General features: G+C 44.6%; 17 protein-coding genes. 14 read left to right on the forward strand and 3 right to left on the reverse strand.

All coding sequences use genetic code 11. The features are described 5' to 3' along the window. Positions 1-34: 34 nt before the first annotated feature. The 5 genes from ftsE (at position 35) to glpG (ending at position 4,364) form a co-directional block, all read left to right on the forward strand. The gene (ftsE, locus tag AB4517_RS08680; RefSeq protein WP_004736585.1) at positions 35-712 is read left to right on the forward strand and encodes a cell division ATP-binding protein FtsE; all 678 of its coding nucleotides are present in this window, start codon (positions 35-37) and stop codon (positions 710-712) included. Further along, a complete protein-coding gene (gene ftsX / locus AB4517_RS08685) occupies positions 699-1,667 on the forward strand; it encodes a permease-like cell division protein FtsX (protein ID WP_372055705.1) in 969 nt (322 codons plus the stop codon). Before ftsE ends, ftsX begins: the two co-directional genes overlap by 14 nt. A gap of 177 nt (positions 1,668-1,844) precedes the next feature. Next, complete coding sequence (gene rpoH, locus AB4517_RS08690; RefSeq protein ID WP_017055518.1) at positions 1,845-2,702, forward strand: RNA polymerase sigma factor RpoH; 858 nt, start codon at positions 1,845-1,847, stop codon at positions 2,700-2,702. A gap of 440 nt (positions 2,703-3,142) precedes the next feature. Then, positions 3,143-3,463 (forward strand): thiosulfate sulfurtransferase GlpE, encoded by a 321-nt coding sequence (gene glpE / locus AB4517_RS08695; RefSeq protein WP_017061039.1) that lies wholly within the window; start codon positions 3,143-3,145, stop codon positions 3,461-3,463. A 58-nt stretch (positions 3,464-3,521) separates the two neighbouring features. Next, the gene (gene glpG / locus AB4517_RS08700; protein ID WP_017063770.1) at positions 3,522-4,364 is read left to right on the forward strand and encodes a rhomboid family intramembrane serine protease GlpG; all 843 of its coding nucleotides are present in this window, start codon (positions 3,522-3,524) and stop codon (positions 4,362-4,364) included. 87 nt (positions 4,365-4,451) lie between these two features. On the opposite strand, the gene AB4517_RS08705 is transcribed toward glpG, so the two are convergent. After that, complete coding sequence (locus AB4517_RS08705; protein ID WP_017063771.1) at positions 4,452-4,859, reverse strand: flagellar basal body-associated protein FliL; 408 nt, start codon at positions 4,857-4,859, stop codon at positions 4,452-4,454. 162 nt (positions 4,860-5,021) lie between these two features. On the opposite strand from AB4517_RS08705, the gene AB4517_RS08710 reads away from it, so the two are divergent. Further along, positions 5,022-5,564: a chorismate lyase gene (locus tag AB4517_RS08710; protein ID WP_198589248.1), complete on the forward strand. Its 543-nt coding sequence runs from the start codon at positions 5,022-5,024 to the stop codon at positions 5,562-5,564. Next, positions 5,565-6,419 carry a 4-hydroxybenzoate octaprenyltransferase gene (gene ubiA, locus AB4517_RS08715; protein ID WP_010438705.1) on the forward strand — a complete coding sequence of 285 codons (855 nt, stop codon included), beginning with the start codon at positions 5,565-5,567 and terminating at the stop codon, positions 6,417-6,419. A gap of 101 nt (positions 6,420-6,520) precedes the next feature. Here the strand turns inward: ubiA and plsB are convergent, their stop codons facing one another. Beyond that, positions 6,521-8,944: a glycerol-3-phosphate 1-O-acyltransferase PlsB gene (gene plsB / locus AB4517_RS08720; protein WP_372148207.1), complete on the reverse strand. Its 2,424-nt coding sequence runs from the start codon at positions 8,942-8,944 to the stop codon at positions 6,521-6,523. 220 nt (positions 8,945-9,164) lie between these two features. Here plsB and AB4517_RS08725 point away from each other — a divergent pair, with 220 nt between their 5' ends. The 4 genes from AB4517_RS08725 (at position 9,165) to dinF (ending at position 12,691) form a co-directional block, all read left to right on the forward strand. Continuing rightward, positions 9,165-9,527 carry a diacylglycerol kinase gene (locus AB4517_RS08725; protein WP_017061045.1) on the forward strand — a complete coding sequence of 121 codons (363 nt, stop codon included), beginning with the start codon at positions 9,165-9,167 and terminating at the stop codon, positions 9,525-9,527. 94 nt (positions 9,528-9,621) lie between these two features. Further along, positions 9,622-10,242 (forward strand): transcriptional repressor LexA, encoded by a 621-nt coding sequence (lexA, locus tag AB4517_RS08730; protein ID WP_019820514.1) that lies wholly within the window; start codon positions 9,622-9,624, stop codon positions 10,240-10,242. A 97-nt stretch (positions 10,243-10,339) separates the two neighbouring features. Next, on the forward strand, positions 10,340-11,218 hold the full coding sequence (locus tag AB4517_RS08735) for a class I SAM-dependent methyltransferase (protein WP_017061046.1): 879 nt from the start codon (positions 10,340-10,342) through the stop codon (positions 11,216-11,218). A 117-nt stretch (positions 11,219-11,335) separates the two neighbouring features. Beyond that, positions 11,336-12,691, forward strand: a complete 1,356-nt coding sequence (dinF, locus tag AB4517_RS08740; protein ID WP_017061047.1) for an MATE family efflux transporter DinF — start codon at positions 11,336-11,338, stop codon at positions 12,689-12,691. Positions 12,692-12,874: 183 nt separating this feature from the next. Here dinF and sthA read toward each other — a convergent pair whose 3' ends face one another. Next, positions 12,875-14,275, reverse strand: coding sequence for a Si-specific NAD(P)(+) transhydrogenase (sthA, locus tag AB4517_RS08745; RefSeq protein WP_017061048.1), 1,401 nt, complete (start codon positions 14,273-14,275; stop codon positions 12,875-12,877). Between the two features lie 327 nt (positions 14,276-14,602). On the opposite strand from sthA, the gene fabR reads away from it, so the two are divergent. The 3 genes from fabR (at position 14,603) to AB4517_RS08760 (ending at position 17,172) form a co-directional block, all read left to right on the forward strand. Continuing rightward, a complete protein-coding gene (gene fabR, locus AB4517_RS08750; RefSeq protein WP_010438693.1) occupies positions 14,603-15,244 on the forward strand; it encodes an HTH-type transcriptional repressor FabR in 642 nt (213 codons plus the stop codon). After that, positions 15,244-15,615, forward strand: a complete 372-nt coding sequence (locus AB4517_RS08755; RefSeq protein ID WP_017061049.1) for a YijD family membrane protein — start codon at positions 15,244-15,246, stop codon at positions 15,613-15,615. Before fabR ends, AB4517_RS08755 begins: the two co-directional genes overlap by 1 nt. Before the next feature lie 297 nt (positions 15,616-15,912). Next, positions 15,913-17,172 carry a tyrosine-type recombinase/integrase gene (locus tag AB4517_RS08760; protein ID WP_372148208.1) on the forward strand — a complete coding sequence of 420 codons (1,260 nt, stop codon included), beginning with the start codon at positions 15,913-15,915 and terminating at the stop codon, positions 17,170-17,172. Positions 17,173-17,185: the final 13 nt, after the last annotated feature.

Raw genomic sequence — 17,185 nt, forward strand, 5'->3', positions numbered from 1 at the left:
AATTTGATATTAGTGATCGTAAGAGGAATTTTCGGTGATCAAATTTCAGCAAGTGAGTAAAGCCTACCGAGGTGGAAGACAAGCGCTCCAAAAAGTGGACTTTCACCTGAAACGTGGAGAGATGGCTTTTTTGGGTGGGCACTCTGGGGCTGGTAAAAGTACCTTGCTGAAGTTGATCTGCGCGATAGAGCGTCCAACTGATGGACGTGTCTGGTTCAACGATCACGATATCACTCGTATCCCAGCCAAAGACATTCCTTTCTTACGCCGTAATATTGGGATTGTTTTTCAAGACCATCGCCTGCTGATGGACCGTTCGATTTTCGATAACGTCGCTCTGCCTATGCGTATTGAATCTATTTCTGAAAACGAAATAAAACGCCGAGTCAGTGCTGCGTTGGATAAAACCGGTTTATTAGATAAAGCCCGTTGTTTGCCAAGCCAACTTTCTGGTGGTGAACAACAACGCGTGGGTATTGCTCGCGCCGTGGTTAACCGTCCAACTCTGCTTTTAGCCGATGAGCCTACCGGTAATCTAGACCCTGAATTATCTAACCGTGTGTTGCGATTATTTGAAGAATTCAACCGCGCAGGTGTGACGATCATCCTAGCGACGCATGATATCGGGTTAGTGAACACTCGCCCTCAGTACCGCCATCTTGAATTAAACCAAGGATTTTTGAGTGAGGTTGAAGACTATGGCCGCGAATAAGCGCATCAAAAAACCTCAATCTAATCGAGCAGCAAACCGCGCTTCAAGCGACGGCTTCTTTGTTGTTCACTGGAAACAAGCCAAGTCATCGTTCTCGCAAATGTGGCAGCGCCCGTTAGGCAACTTACTGACCCTTGCGGTGATCTCTATGGCGTTGGCGATGCCAGCTTGTTTGTACCTATTAGGTAAAAATGTAGGGGAAGTGGCGCAAGATGTCACTAGCCCGTCACAAATAAGTGCTTATGTAGAGGATGGTATTCCTGAGCCACGAGTAATGGTGCTTAAGGATGAAATCGAAAGTTGGGATCAAGTTGAGCTCGTGGAGTACATTTCTCCGCAGCAAGGGCTTGCAGACCTCAGCCAGTATTCTGGTTTTGAAGACGCCCTAACCATTCTCGACGATTATTCACTGCCAGGTGTGCTGGTGATTACGCCAAGCGTGCACAGCGATACCTTAATTAAAGAGCTGGCAGGCACAGTTAAACAACAAGAATTAGTGACCGATGTTCGCCTAGACGAAGATTGGTTAGCGCGATTAGATGCGATCAAAGCATTAGCGGCTGTCATCGTGATTACCTTAACGGTATTGATGCTGGGCGCGGTATTTCTGATTATCGGCAATACACTACGATTTAATGTGTTGGCGCATAAAGAAGAGATTCAAACCATGAAGCTGATTGGTGCGACCGACAGCTACATTCTTCGACCATACCTTTATGCTGGGATGTGGTTTGGCGTTTTAGGTTCGATTAGCGCTTGGGTAATGACGGCATTGATTACCGTATTGCTGAACAGCGCGGTGGATGACTTGGCTCAGCTATACGACAGCCACTTCCGTTTAATTGGCCTGAATTGGGATGAATCTTTACTGCTTTTGATCGTCGGAACTCTGCTTGGTAGTGTGGCTGCAAAGCTTTCTGCACAGCGTCACCTAAAAGAAATTGAACCAGTTTAGGTGAATAGAGTCATATTTAGACGAAAAATAGGCACTTCTTAACCAGTTTTTGCCTTGTATAGACGAATTGATTATGCATAATTACTTCCCCCTCCTTGAAACCTGTTCATTTTAGGTTCAAGATTGTAGGGTTTTAATAGATGTATTACTCCAGATCAGAGATTGATGAGGAACCGAATGGCAAACCAAGCGTATCAAATGGCTTTAGTCACACAAGATAGTTTAGATAGCTATATCCGCTCAGCGAACAGCTACCCTATGCTGACTCCTGAAGAGGAACGTGGACTTGCAGAGCGATTACATTACAAAGGTGAGATCGACGCTGCGAAAGGCTTGATCCTTTCCCACCTAAGATTCGTGGTGCACGTTGCAAGAGGCTACTCTGGCTACGGGCTACCAATGGCTGATCTCGTCCAAGAAGGTAACATCGGCTTGATGAAGGCTGTTAAGCGCTTCAATCCAGAAGTTGGTGTTCGTCTCGTCTCGTTTGCTGTTCACTGGATCAAAGCTGAAATCCATGAATACGTTCTACGTAACTGGCGTATCGTTAAAATTGCGACCACTAAGGCACAGCGTAAACTGTTCTTTAACCTTCGTAAGTCTAAAAAGCGTTTGGGTTGGTTCAATAACGGTGAAGTTGAGACGGTTGCTCGTGAACTGGGTGTTGAGCCTTCAGAAGTTCGTGAGATGGAATCTCGCTTAGCAGCACAAGATGCGACGTTTGAAGCGCCTATGGACGATGACGATGGCGGTTCTGCTTACACTGCTCCAGTTTACTACCTAGAAGACAAGGCGTCAGACGTTGCTGAGACGGTTGAAGCGGCTAACTGGGAGTCACACACCAATAATCGCCTAGGGCTAGCACTAGCAAGCTTAGACGAGCGTAGCCAACACATTGTTCGCTCACGTTGGTTAGACGACAACAAGGCAACCCTGCAAGACTTAGCGGATACCTACAGTATCTCAGCTGAGCGTGTTCGCCAGTTAGAAAAGAATGCGATGAAGAAATTGAAACAAGCCGTTGGTGATTTCTAATAGCATCTAGTTTCTATTAGCTTCTACTTTCTAGTAGAGCTAACAAATAGCTGAATTTTGAAAAGGCCGAGATCGAGAGATCTCGGCCTTTTTGTTTTGGATCGATTTCTCAACTTTTGCGATCGAAATTTGCAAAATGATTTTGTGGATAACTCTGTGAGAAGTTTATTCGTCAGCTATCTAAAAGCAGTGTGTAGTAAGGCTTTGACGGGGTTTTTCGAGTGGGGATATGTTTCAGTTAACCCACAGTTAGATCAGGATCATTACTACATGTTGTGGATCTATTTTTGAAAAGACACTTTATTCACGCAATTCACAGATTTATCCACAAATGGTGTAAAAGTGATCGCTGGTGGATAACCTTATTAAGTGGATGTGAATGTTAGCCTTGGGATAGGTTACAATGGCAGCAAAGTAAATCAGTATAAAAAGAGAAAGTCATGGACCAGTTTAAACATATCGATGTTAAAGGCGCTCAAGCCCTCATCGAACAAGGCGAAGCTCGACTTGTCGATATACGTGACCCGCAGTCTTTTGCGGTTGCCCACCCAAAAACAGCCTACCACCTGACTAACGATACGATGGTGTCATTCATGGATGAGGTTGAGTTCGAACAACCTATCTTAGTGATGTGCTACCACGGCATCAGTAGCCAAGGTGCGGCACAATATTTAGTGAACCAAGGCTTTGAAGAGGTATATAGTGTTGATGGTGGTTTCGAAGCTTGGCATCGTGCTGAACTTCCAGTGATCGCAGGTTAATGACTTTCATCACCTGAACCGCCTCAAGCATCCCTCATAGAATGAATAGGAAGTAACAATGATTAGATTGATGGTGTTAGACAATCCACGTCTTGCTCAAGCATTTATTGATTATATGGCCTCTCGTCAGATCCCTATTCAGATGTCTCCAGAGGGAGAAGGGCGTTTTGCTCTTTGGCTTCTTGATGGCCAATTTCAGGTTGAAACCGAAGCTGAGCTGAATCGTTTTCTGGCTGAGCCCAATCATAAGCGCTATCAAGCTGCATCTTGGGACATGGCAGAGACCAGAAAGAGCAACTTCCATTACCACACGCCAAGCTTCATGGGCATGATCAAAGCCAAAGCAGGCCCAGTGACACTAAGCCTGATGTTGGTGTGTGTGGTGATTTTTGCGCTGCAACAGATCGGTTTTGGCCAAGCTATTTTCAATGCCCTACATTTCCCAGCGGTGGATGGACAGCAATGGCAGCTGTGGCGTTGGTTGAGTCATGCCGTTCTACATTTCTCTGTTATGCACATCGCATTTAATATTTTGTGGTGGTGGCAGCTAGGTGGAGACATTGAGAAGAAACTTGGCAGCCTCAAGCTACTTCAGATCTTTGCTGTCTCTTCTGCGCTTTCAGGTGCTGGGCAGTATTGGGTTGAAGGGGCGAACTTCGGTGGTTTGTCTGGTGTTGTGTATGCCTTGGTTGGTTACTTATGGGTGGTTGGTGCGAAGGCGCCACAACTTGGTTTAGGTATCCCAAGACAGATTGTCGGCTTTATGTTGGTGTGGTTGGTGCTTGGGTACATGCAGCCATTTATGGCTATCGCCAATACGGCGCATTTAGCTGGTCTAGCCGCTGGTGTGATTATTGGCTTTATCGATGCGATGAAAGCACCAAGCTCGGCAAGAAGCTAATTCATATCTTCTAATGAGTAGCCAAACGATAGAGACAAAAAAAGCGGCCAGATGAGCCGCTTTTTTATTGGGATTCGTTTTACATCATTACTGATAAAGGTATTTGGTAAACAGTAAGTCAGCAATCAGGGTTTTACCTGTCTCTGGAAGCAAAATCTTGTTGAGGTGTTCAACTAAGGATTTTCTTAAGTCTTCACGGCCAGATAGAGATTTAATGGTTTCTTCGTTTTGTTTGCCAAGCAATTCAATCACCGCATCGCGAATCAGTGGTTGGTGATGCTCAATAGCGGCCAAGTCGCTACTATTTGCCACCATGATGTCGAGGCGAACCTGAATGTAGCCCAGTTTTTTACCTTTAGTGTAAAAATTGGTGGTCAGGTCTGGCTCTAGCGTGAAGTAGGCGAGTTTAGCTGCCGACTCCTCTTCCGCGAAACTTGATGCTGAAAAGAGTAGGGTAATCGCAAGAAATATTTGGGCTACATAACGTTTGTGCATATTTGTGACTTTTCTTTAGTTTATTCGCGATATTCGAAACGCATTAGTCTTGTTACAATGAGCGGTCTAAATCTAAATACGTTTACAATTCGAAGAACGCTTTAATTTTGTTCGAAAGTTGAAGCTTTATTGTACGTGTAAAGTCACCTATTGAATACTAGTATGAATCAGCCAATATCGCTGTATCTTAATTCGTTAATGAATGTAGATTGGCAAAGTACAGAAACATTTGATTTTCCTAATGAAACCACCAAAGAGTGGCTGATGGAGCAAGGTTCTCTTTCCCGCAAGTTGGGGAAGTGCTGTCAGCACCTGTCTGTTGAGTTGCTTCATAATCAAGTTGTAGAACGCTCAATGCTGCAACAAGACGAGGAACATCTTTTATCATCATTTGATTGCTTGCTGCGTAAAGTGATTTTGAAGGGTGATGATGCCCCATGGGTGCTAGGTCGAACCTTGATTCCCCGTGTGACGTTAGAAGATCATCAACACTCCGACCTTTCTCAACAAGGAAATGTCCCGCTTGGACTAACGGTGTTTAGTGCTGAGAATGTCGAGCGGGATGCGCTGCAAGTCGGTTGGGTTATCGCAGGTGATGAGTGTTTACTCGCGCGTCGCTCTCGATTATGGATGAACCATAAACCGATGCTTGTGGCAGAACTGTTTTTACCAACATCACCCATTTACTCTAAGGAGAGTGTGTAAATGTTTGCCACCAAAGCGAAGGCGTACTGGCAATTAACGCGAATGAATCGCCCGATTGGTACTCTGTTACTCCTTTGGCCGACTTTGTGGTCGCTGATTATCGCCGCACAAGGTATGCCTGATTTTGATGTCTTGGTTGTTTTCGTACTCGGCGTCGTGTTGATGCGTTCAGCTGGCTGTGTGATCAATGATTTTGCGGACCGTAAAGTGGATGGCCATGTTAAACGCACCAAGCAGCGTCCATTACCCTCAGGTTTGGTTTCCAGTAAGGAAGCGATTCTGCTCTTTTTAGTGCTAGCCGTAGTTTCATTTTTGCTAGTACTCACCATGAATCCACTGACCATTAAGCTCTCATTTATTGGTGTGGGTCTGGCGTTCATTTACCCTTTCATGAAGCGTTTTACACATCTTCCACAGTTGTTCCTCGGCTTAGCGTTTAGTTGGGCGATACCAATGGCATGGGCTGCACAAACCAATGAACTACCAAGTATTGTTTGGTTTATCTTCGTTATTAATGCTTTGTGGACGGTTGCTTACGACACGCAATATGCGATGGTAGACCGAGATGATGACCTGAAGATTGGTATTAAATCGACGGCTATTTTATTTGGTCGCTTCGATAAGCTTATCGTCGGCTCTTTGCAACTTGTTACTCTAGCGATGCTGATTGTGTTAGGTATGCACTACCAATTGGGTGATACTTTCTATTGGGCATTGTTAGCCGCAGGCAGCTTGTTTGTGTACCAACAACATTTGATGCGGCATCGTGACCGAGACTTATGTTTTCAAGCTTTTCTAAATAACAACTATGTTGGCATGGCCGTAACGGTCGGTTTGTTCGTTACCTTCTGGTAAGCATCAGTTTTTATCAAACGAATATTCAAGAAAAAGGCACCCAGTGGGTGCCTTTTTTGATCGCGTTGAATCTGCTATCAGAGCCCTGCTATATACAGGAATTACTCGACTTGGTGAATACTCTCTTGAATAGTCAGACGGACTTCTGGGTAAAGCATCGAGTAAAGAAGCTTAGCGAATTGCTGAGTCTTCTCTAAATCGCAGTTGCCGTCGTTATCTAGGTACTGTTGCTGCTTCAACGTTGCGAACATAGAAGCAAACACGCCTTTATCGAAGAATTCGGGAGCATTGATACCATGCAATCGACCAAGTCGCTGTGCGATGTCTTGGCTTTTCTGCTCAAGGTCAGATTTGTCCAGTTCCGGATTCTCTGCCAGCAAGTTTAGAGCAATAGAGTAGCGCTGTAGAGTTTCTGAAATCGTACGGCCTAACAGCATAAGAGCTTGGCTGTTCGATTGGTTGATCGTCACTTCATTGTCAGACACAACAATCATGCCCTGGCTAACAAGTTCATCAATGATGTTTGATACTACGCCTTCAAGCTGTGATTCGTCGTAGCTTAAGAACAGCTCTTTCTTTAAGAACGGGTAAATTGCTGCAACATTCTTTTGAATCGCTTCAATCGATAAACCGCGCTGACGAATGGTCATCTGGGCAATTAAAGATGGCAGAGCGAACAAGTGAATGATGTTGTTTCGGTAGTAGGTCATCAGAATTGACTGGTGACGGTCTAGCGAAATAATGTCGCCCATTGAGTCTGATTCAATCAAGAACTTGTTCAGTGATTCAGCATGTTTTACCAAATCTTCAGCGCTGTCTTTTGGCACAGTGAACGTTGCTGAATATGGAACGTTCTTAAGCAGAGACAGGTAGCAATTGATCTGAGAAACCAAAGAGTCACGAGACAATGCGCGCTGTCTTGAGGCCAATAGCGCGGTTGCACAAAGGGTCAATGCGTTGGTCGCCGCGGCATCGTTAATGTGCGTCATCATTTTGGTCGCCAGGTCATTAACCACTGGATTCATCCATTGTGGTTTACTGGTGCCCATTGGGTCGATGTCTTTGGTCCACTCAGGTGAGTGTTCATTCAGGTATTGGTTCAGTTGAATCGGCTCACCGAAGTTCACGTAGCCTTTACCAAAGTTACGTAGCTTACGAATGGTACGAATCACTAAGCTCGCGTTTTCTTTCTCTTTACGCTTGCCACGAAGTTCTTTCGCGTAAGTCGCCACTTCCATCACGTGTTCATAACCAATGTACACAGGGACCAAAGTAACAGGACGGTTCATACCACGTAGCATTGCCTGAATGGTCATCGCTAGCATGCCCGTTTTTGCCTGCAATAGACGACCTGTACGAGAACGACCACCTTCACTGAAGTACTCTACTGAGTAACCTTTAGCGAACAATTCCGCTAGGTATTCACGGAAAATCGTCGAGTACAGCTTGTTGCCTTTGAAGCTACGACGAATAAAGAATGCACCACCATGACGGAAAATAGGACCGGCAGGGAAGAAGTTGAGGTTGATACCCGCCGCGATATGCGGAGGCACCATGCCTTCGTGGTAAAGCACATAAGAAAGCAACAAGTAATCCATGTGGCTACGGTGACAAGGCACATAAACAATCTCGTGACCATCTTGAGCCAATTTACGAACCGTTGAAGCGTTGCTGATATGCAGGCCTTGGTAAAGCTTATTCCACAACCAACCCAGAATCTTCTCACCACGCTTGATCAGCGAGTAAGAGAAGTTTGCAGCAATCTCGTCCATGATGTCTTGGGCTTCTTTGCTCGCTTTCTCGATCGAGATGTTCTTTGCTTGTGCTTCGTCTTCAATTGCTTTCTTGATCGCTTCTGATTTGAGTAGGCGATCAAACAGCGCTTGGCGGCTTGGAAGGTTAGGGCCTGATGCAGCAAGTTTTTGGCGAGAGAAGTGGATACGCGCTACACGCGCCAGTTTGTGCGCGATGGTGCTGTCGGTACCGTGTGAGTTTGCCATGTAGCGAAGAGATACCACAGGACTAAAGCGAACTAGACAGTCACGACCTGCGAGCAATACCGCTTTTGATTTTTCTAAGCCATTCATTGCTTGTAGGTAAGGTTTCTGGTTAGTCTCTTTACCGGGTTTGCGCCCCCACAAAACGGTAGCAGGGATAACTTGAACATCGAGTTCAGAGTCGTCGGCGTGCAGTGAAAGCAATTCAGAGAACACTTCAATTGAAGAGCTTGGTACATAATCATCGTCTTGCAGCAGAGTTTTGCGAGAAGAGATGAAAACGTAGCGTTGCAGTGATTTGCCGTTGATTTCAAGCTTGCTCAACGGATCAGGTAGGCCTAATTCAAGTGCATGTTTTTGCAATGTAAGAATGTCGACACTTGAGCGAAACGGTAAGGCGTATACAATCGGTTTGCTCAAATCAATGTTCAAATCCTCAACAGGGTTTGAAGGAATTGATGTGCCCTTTACCAATACGGATAAAGGTAGCTTCATTAATGAACGTGAAAAAGATTGTCCAGAAGACATATAGGTTCACTGCCTCAATAGTTATTTCAATGTGCTGAAGCGTATCTCTATTTCTCTGATAAAAAGGATAAATCCTATGAGTGAAATAGGGATAAGCCTAGGCGTAAATTTAATCGATGCAAGAATACCAGAAACTGGTCTAACCTTTTAATGGAAATAGTCATATTGCCGTTAAGTTTGTGGAAAATCATTCATCGACTGATTGAGTATAGGGTTAAAAATGACCAAAAAATCAAACACCGGATTCAAACGCATCATCAAAGCAGCAGGCTTTTCATGGCAAGGCATTACGAGTTCGTTTAAAAATGAGGCTGCATTTCGACAGGAAGTGTTCATGGCGGTCGTGCTTATTCCGTTGGCATTTTACCTAGATGTAAGCCAAGTTGAACGAATCTTAATGATCTCATCGGTGGTATTGGTGATGGTTGTCGAGCTAATCAATACCGCGATTGAAGCGGTTGTCGACCGAATCGGCAGTGAACATCATGAGCTTTCTGGGATGGCTAAAGATGTCGGGTCGGCAGCAGTTTTCATCTGTTTGGCACTCGCAGGTTATGTGTGGCTAGAGATCCTGTTTTTGTAATTTGCTAAAAATGAACTAAAAACAACCAATTGCTTTGCTTTTGTTCAGTTACTGGATATACTCACAGTCAACTGTATAAAAAGACAGGTGAATCATGAAGCCGTTAACGCCCCGCCAGCAACAAGTCTTTGACCTTATCAAAGGTAAGATCGAAGATTCCGGTATGCCACCGACACGTGCAGAAATCGCGCGTGAACTAGGCTTCCGTTCTGCTAATGCTGCAGAAGAACATTTGAAAGCTCTTGCTCGTAAAGAAGCGATTGAGATTATCCCGGGTGCGTCTCGCGGTATTCGTATTTTGCTTGAAGATGCAGCAAACGAAGAGCAAGGTTTACCATTAATCGGTCAGGTTGCCGCTGGTGAGCCTATCTTGGCTCAAGAGCATGTAGAAATGCATTACCAAGTTGATCCAGGCATGTTTAAACCACAAGCTGACTTCTTACTTCGTGTAAATGGCGAAAGTATGAAAGACATCGGTATTATGGATGGTGATTTATTAGCTGTTCATAAAACACAAGATGTACGCGATGGTCAGGTTGTAGTGGCTCGTGTCGATGATGATGTAACGGTAAAACGCCTAGAACGTAAAGGTTCAACGGTTCTGTTACATGCTGAAAATGAAGAGTTTTCTCCAATCCATGTCGATCTAGAATCTCAACACTTGTCTATTGAAGGGCTTGCGGTTGGTATTATTCGCAACACCGACTGGATGTAGTCAGTACAAATAGCTTATTGATATTTATTCTCAATAACTTGTCATTGTAATTGATATTCATTATCATCTTCTTTGTCGAGATACAAGGAAGATGATGATGCCAAACCCAACCAAACCTCAAATGAAGCCGCTTACTCGTAAGCCGCGCTCCTCTGTTCAAAAGGCTTCTTCTGAACAAGGGTCTGTACATCAAGAATTCCAAGTTCCGACCAACCTCGTTCAACATCTTTGGTTTCGTAGTCGTGAAAGCCTAGCCGATGATGGTCTCGTTTATGACCCCATCGCAGCTCAAGCCTGCAAGCGTTGCCAGCTCGCACCTGAATGTCTTACTGGCGAGCTAGACCAACAACAACTTCTCTACGCAACACTGACTCAACTTTGTGACTCTCAAGTTCAGCAATTTCTATCTCACAACCCAGATGCTTGGATCATCAATGTTGGAGCAGGGCTCGATACCCGCTTCTACCGTTTAGATAATGGACGCTGCCATTGGGTTGAGCTGGATGTCACGGAAAACCTTGTGTGGCGCCAACGTCTGTTCCACAAAAATGAACGCTATCGTTTGGAGTGTGGTTCTGTCGATGACCTGACTTGGTTGGATGAACTCAATATTCCAGAACAAGCCTCGGTGATGGTGGTGTGTGAACATGCTCTGCTGGATTGCAATGAACAGCAGACGGCGAACTTCATTCAGTCTTTGAGTCGCTACTTTACTCATGCACATGCGTGTTTAGTCTTAGCTGGAGATAAAAGCTCAAGTACGTTGGGGCAAAAACTTGGTTCAGGAAAGTATGCGCATGGCCTATCTTCTCCAATAGACAGTGTTCTCAATTGGTTGCCATGGGCACAATGGGTAAAAGCGTTTTCTCCACTAGACCAAAAATGCAACCGTTGGAAATTGTGGCAGCGACTTCTTTGTAAGATCTCTCAGGTCAAAAAGCGTTTAACGCCGCAGTTAGTGCTCGTTAAGTGGTAATCCTAGGTGTTTTGTATTTCGAGTAACTGAGTACATAGCCGGTATAAGTAAAATTCCACAACATAGTGAAAGCCCACCCACTAGGTTAAACTATCGCCTCTAATCTAAGAGGTGATCGTGAAGTTATTTAATCCCCAAACTATTTTTCAAACGCTATCCAATCAGGCGATGCATAAAAAAGTGCTGTTGCTCGCGATCCCGATGGTTCTCTCTAATATTACTGTTCCACTGTTGGGCTTAGTCGATGCGGCGGTTATCGGTCACCTAGAGCACTCTTGGTATTTAGGTGGTGTGGCGCTGGGCGGCACAATGATCAGCGTGACCTTTTGGTTGCTTGGTTTCCTGCGTATGTCGACAACAGGGCTAGCTGCACAATCTTATGGTGCGAATGATGGCAAGCAACTAGGCTTAGTTTTTGTGCAAGGCGTGACCATGGCCTTAGGGTTTGCTGGTGTCTTTTTACTTTTACACAGTTTAGTCGCCGATTTAGTTTTCTCATTGAGTAGCGCCAGTGATCAAGTTAAGCACTATGGTCAGCAATATTTCTCAATCCGCGCTTGGAGTGCACCTGCCGCGCTGACTAACTTTGTGATTCTAGGTTGGCTGCTCGGGACTCAAAACGCCAAAGCGCCAATGTGGATGGTGATCATCACCAATATCACCAATATCGTTTTGGATATCGTTTTTGTTATCGGCTTAGGGTGGCAAGTGGAAGGTGCTGCATTGGCATCTGTAATGGCTGATTATGCCGGTCTAACATTTGGCCTAATTTGTGTTTACCGAATCTGGGCGAAGAAGCAGTTACCATCGCCATGGGATCTGCTTAAGAAAACCAGCCAAGGTTTGAGTCGTTTCGTGAAATTGAATCGCGATATCTTTCTTCGTTCATTATGCCTACAAGCGACTTTCACTTTCATGACCTTCCAAGGTGCAAGCTTTGGCGATGATGTTGTTGCGGCCAATGCCGTGTTGATGAGTTTCTTGATGATCATCTCTTATGGGATGGATGGCTTTGCCTACGCAATGGAAGCGATGGTCGGTAAGGCGATAGGCGCGAAAGACAAAGATGAGCTGAACCAGTCATTGATTGGAACTTTCTTCTGGAGCTTCAATATTTGTTTGGTACTGACCATAGTGTTCGCACTCGTTGGCTCGAGCTTAATCAATATGATCACCACAATCCCAGACGTGAAGAGTCAAGCCGAGGTGTATTTACCGTGGTTAATCGCAATGCCATTGGTGTCTATGTGGTGCTTCTTGTTGGATGGTATTTTTGTTGGAGCAACTAAGGGCAAGGATATGCGCAATAGTATGTTTGTTGCGACCTGCAGTTTCTTCGCGATTTTCTATTTAGCATCAGGTTTAGAGAACCATGCACTGTGGTTAGCGATGCTGAGCTTTATGGCAATGCGCGGAATTGGTCTTGGTGTGTTGTTTGTTTCTCAGTGGAAGAAAGGGGAGTTTCTCGCTTAGCTCGAGGGCTCTGTTTGTGGAGAGTAAATGAGGCTGTACAGGTAAAGGGGTATTTAGAACATCATGATCTAATTACTATCAATACCTTAACATTCAATATCTTAAATAAAAACAGCAAGCGCATGGCTTGCTGTTTTATGCATTTGGCCTATGGGTGGTCAAATACTCCTATTGGTTCTATATCTAGAATAAACGGTTAAGCCCGTTGAGTGCTGCAACACGATAAGCTTCCGCCATCGTTGGATAGTTAAAGGTCGTATTCACAAAGTACTCGATGGTATTTGCTTCACCTTTCTGCTCCATGATCGCTTGTCCGATATGGATGATTTCAGCGGCACGCTCACCAAACACGTGGATACCTAAAATTTCTTTGGTTTCGCGATGGAACAGGATCTTCAAGCTACCAATATCTTTACCCGCAATTTGAGCACGAGCTAGGTGTTTGAAAGAAGAACGTCCTACTTCATACGGTACTTTAGCTGCGGTAAGTTCTTGCTCGGTTTTACCAACAGAGCTGATCTCCGGAATGGTGTAGATGCCGGTTGGAATGTCTTCGATAAGGTGGCGTTCAGCTTCACCTTTCACAATTGCTTGAGCCACAAATCGACCTTGGTCATAAGCAGCACTTGCTAGGCTAGGGTAGCCAATCACATCACCGACAGCGTAAACATGGTCAACATTGGTTTGGTAATTGGTATTTACTGAGACTTGCCCACGCGAGTCCGCTTCTAAGCCAACAGCACCAAGGTTCAGTTTATCGGTATTACCCGTTCGGCCATTGGCATACAGTAGGCAATCAGCGCGCATCTTTTTACCTGACTCTAGGTGAATGATCACGCCATCATCAGTGCCTTCAATTTTCTCAAAGGTTTCATCGTTGCGAATCACGACACCGCTGTTCCAGAAGTGATAAGAAAGTGCATCTGAGGTTTCATTGTCTAGGAATGACAACAGACGGTCACGAGTATTGATAAGATCGGTTTTTACACCCAAACCGCGGAAAATCGACGCGTATTCACAACCAATAACGCCAGCACCATAGATGATGATGTGTTGCGGGTCGTGTTTAAGAGAAAGAATCGAGTCACTGTCGTAGATACGTTCATGCAGGAAGTCGACGTTATCTGGTTGGTAAGGGCGAGAGCCTGTCGCGATAACAAATTTGTCTGCACTGTAATGTTCTTCAGTGCCATCGCTTTGCATTACCGAGACAGTGTTGGTATCGATAAAACGTGCAGTACCAAAGACCAACGTGCACTGGTTGCGGTCGTAGAAGCCTTGGCGTAATCGAGTCTGTTTGTCGATGACTGATTTAGCATGACCCAGAATGTTGGAGAAGGTTGAGTGAATACTTTTATTGTTCTGACAAAACAGCGGATTACTGTTGAATTCGATAATACGACTTACGGCATGACGCAGTGCTTTTGAAGGAATTGTTCCCCAGTGAGTACAACCACCACCAACGCTGCTCTCTTTCTCAATGATTGCAACGTTCAACCCGGCTTTGGTTAATCCCATCGCTGCCCCTTCTCCTCCGGGGCCACTACCAATTACGATTACATCAAAGTGGTTGGAGTGCGGCATAGATATCTTCCTTGTTATATTTGATTAACATTGCTTTAGCGAGATTTTAACCGATTCTGTTCTCGGGTACATGAAAAGGGCATCAGAGAGTCGGTGGGATCACGCAGTGTTATCGAAAAAATAATATTTGGTATGTCGTATGTCTCCAAATGACAGCGTGGATATTGAAATTTTTTCTTCGAACGTATTTACTTCGGTACGTGAACAAAGAGGTATGTTTAGTGTCTTATATAACCAGAGTGCCTTATATAAATAAGTGATTCGCGTTATATTGAATAGAGTATTAGACATGCCTGTTTAGGCTGTAAAAGAAGAAATTGATAAAGTATGAAACCAATGGGCATTCGCGCACAGCAAAAAGAAAAAACTCGTCGCAGCTTAATCGATGCAGCATTTAGCCAACTCAGCGCCGATCGTAGTTTTTCCAATCTAAGCTTGAGAGAAGTCGCTCGTGAGGCTGGAATAGCACCGACTTCCTTTTATCGTCACTTCAAAGACATGGATGAGCTTGGCTTAACCATGGTTGATGAAGGTGGCTTACTGCTGCGCCAGTTAATGCGTCAAGCTAGGCAACGCATAGTAAAAGAAGGCAGTGTGATTCGTACATCGGTTGAAACCTTTATGGAATTCATTGAAAGCAGCCCTAACGTATTCAGACTGTTATTGCGAGAGCGCTCAGGAACTTCATTTGAGTTTCGTGCAGCGGTAGCTCGTGAGATACAGCACTTCTCTGCTGAGTTAACCGAATATTTGATAACGACTGGCATGACACGAGACGAAGCTTTTACTCAAGCTGAAGCCTCCGTTATCTTGGTCTTCAACTCAGGGGCAGAAGCATTAGATTTAGATCGACGTCAGCGAGATGAACTGGCTGAACGCTTGATCATGCAATTGCGAATGATGGCCAAAGGGGCTTTTTGGTATCGTAAAGAACGTGAACGTAACCGATTAAAAGGCGGGATTGAATAATGTCGAATGAAAATAATACTGTAAACCGTGGTTCAGAAAGAAAGACACTCGTACTTGCTGTTATTGCCGGTGTGTGTGGTGATGCTCTGTTATCTTGGGTAACAATGAGCGAAGTGGGCTTCTCTATTTTCCCACTGATTGCTTTAGTCTTGGCTGTACAAGCACTTTACCAAGAGTACCTAACTAACCCAGTATCTGAAGATATTCCACTAGTAGGTTTGGCTTGTTTCTTTGTAGGTGCATTTGGCCACTCGGCTTTTGTGAAGGCACAACACCCTGATGCTGGCTCAAACTTCTTTGCGATTATTGTCGCGATGTTGCTTCTTGCATGGGTAGGTAAGAAACTCGGCTTTATCGGCAAAACTGCTTAAGCTGATTTAGAAATTAAAAAAACGAGCCAATGGGCTCGTTTTTTTGTATCTGCTGTTTGGCTTAGACCTGAAAGCGATACTTACGCTTTACGCTCTAGGAATACGCCAGCTTCCATGTGGTGCGTAAATGGATAACAGTGTCCATCAGTGTACATGTGGTTATATTTATTTCTCTTAAAGTATTGTTTTTTATGGTGTAGTTCTTGCTGGTTGTCTATGGAGATCCTCAGGGGTACAATGAAAACTCACAGGTCCCCGTACCCTGGGCCGTACCCCGAATGGTAGGAGTTACTGATAATGACAAAGCGAATTAGTAGTAATGCAACACTGCAAGCATTGAAACCAAAAGAGAAAGAGTACTCAATTCCTGATAAGAAAATTGAGGGATTGAATATTCGAGTTCGCCCTACGGGTACGATGACTTGGACATTTCGTTTTCAAGTTGGTAAAAAGCACGACAAAATATCTATGGGACGCTACGTCCAACTAAAGCCAAATACAGGTATGACGCTGGAGCAGGCAAGGAAGGAAGCCGGACGCTACCGCAGTTGGTTAGAGAACAATAAAAACCCTAAGATAGAGCTACTCAGAGAGCGTCGAGAGCAAGAAGAAGCACGTACATTTGATGATGCATTTGTTAGCTTTGATGAAAAGCGTTTATCAAAGCAACTTCGTAGTTCCCAGTCTAGATCCATTTACCTTCGTGATATCAAACCCTACATAGGTAATATCAACCTAGTCGACTTGAATATTATCGACCTTAATAAAGTGTTTGATGCAAAGGTGGATAAAGATGGAAAACGTATGGCTGGAGCGATTGGGGTTTGTCACAAAATCATTAATCAGGTGATCAATCATGCCTTAGCCTTGAATATGATTGATAGACATCCAGCACCGCAATTAAAAGCAAAAGATGTTGGTGGTGGCTCTAATGTGACAAAGAGAAACCTAAGTTTTTCTGAGTTGAAAGTATTGTTGTCGAGCTTAGGTGACTGGCGCACAGATCCAGCTAATATTCGCTTGATGCGTTTTTTGCTTGGATGTGGTCAGCGTATTAGTGCTGTACTTGAAATGCGTTGGAGTGAATTGGATTTTGATGAAAGGGTCTGGTTGCTGCCTGCTAGCTCTGAAGAGCGACATACGAAGAGCCCAGAGAGTCGTAAAGTACCGTTGAGTGACTATCTGGTTGAGCAGCTCCAAGAGCAGCGTAAGCTTGTATCAAACAAATGGGAGCTGGTTTGGCCTCAAATCGCTTCAGATAAAGTTCAAGAGCCATCAGCGATACGAGCACTTATTAAGCGTAATATTCCATCAGATATCGAACATTTCTCACCGCATGACCTTCGTCGGACCTTTATTAGTCGATGTAGTGAGATGGGGCTCGATATTGTGGCTGTAGAGAAAGCTGTAGGCCACCAGCTGCCGGGTATGTTGCGAGTCTACAATCACCATGATTATTTAAATGAACAACTGTCAGTGTTCCAAGCTTGGGGAGATAAGCTATACGCATTGAGTGCTAGTAACGTTGTCCCCATATCAACTGTAGAATCGGCTTAGGTAGTACAGATAA

The sequence above is a fragment of the Vibrio sp. 10N.222.52.C3 genome, assembly GCF_041474195.1.
Taxonomy (GTDB): domain Bacteria; phylum Pseudomonadota; class Gammaproteobacteria; order Enterobacterales; family Vibrionaceae; genus Vibrio; species Vibrio crassostreae_C.

Bases quoted from the DNA above. Each gene is read 5' to 3' on its own strand.
- AB4517_RS08755 (WP_017061049.1), top strand. From the start codon at position 15,244: ATGTCGAATGAAAATAATACTGTAAACCGTGGTTCAGAAAGAAAGACA.
- fabR (WP_010438693.1), top strand. From the start codon at position 14,603: ATGAAACCAATGGGCATTCGCGCACAGCAAAAAGAAAAAACTCGTCGC.
- rpoH (WP_017055518.1), top strand. From the start codon at position 1,845: ATGGCAAACCAAGCGTATCAAATGGCTTTAGTCACACAAGATAGTTTA.
- AB4517_RS08735 (WP_017061046.1), top strand. From the start codon at position 10,340: ATGCCAAACCCAACCAAACCTCAAATGAAGCCGCTTACTCGTAAGCCG.
- sthA (WP_017061048.1), bottom strand. From the start codon at position 14,275: ATGCCGCACTCCAACCACTTTGATGTAATCGTAATTGGTAGTGGCCCC.
- AB4517_RS08725 (WP_017061045.1), top strand. From the start codon at position 9,165: ATGACCAAAAAATCAAACACCGGATTCAAACGCATCATCAAAGCAGCA.
- plsB (WP_372148207.1), bottom strand. From the start codon at position 8,944: ATGTCTTCTGGACAATCTTTTTCACGTTCATTAATGAAGCTACCTTTA.
- AB4517_RS08705 (WP_017063771.1), bottom strand. From the start codon at position 4,859: ATGCACAAACGTTATGTAGCCCAAATATTTCTTGCGATTACCCTACTC.
- AB4517_RS08710 (WP_198589248.1), top strand. From the start codon at position 5,022: ATGAATCAGCCAATATCGCTGTATCTTAATTCGTTAATGAATGTAGAT.
- AB4517_RS08760 (WP_372148208.1), top strand. From the start codon at position 15,913: ATGACAAAGCGAATTAGTAGTAATGCAACACTGCAAGCATTGAAACCA.
- glpG (WP_017063770.1), top strand. From the start codon at position 3,522: ATGATTAGATTGATGGTGTTAGACAATCCACGTCTTGCTCAAGCATTT.
- ftsX (WP_372055705.1), top strand. From the start codon at position 699: ATGGCCGCGAATAAGCGCATCAAAAAACCTCAATCTAATCGAGCAGCA.
- lexA (WP_019820514.1), top strand. From the start codon at position 9,622: ATGAAGCCGTTAACGCCCCGCCAGCAACAAGTCTTTGACCTTATCAAA.
- glpE (WP_017061039.1), top strand. From the start codon at position 3,143: ATGGACCAGTTTAAACATATCGATGTTAAAGGCGCTCAAGCCCTCATC.
- ubiA (WP_010438705.1), top strand. From the start codon at position 5,565: ATGTTTGCCACCAAAGCGAAGGCGTACTGGCAATTAACGCGAATGAAT.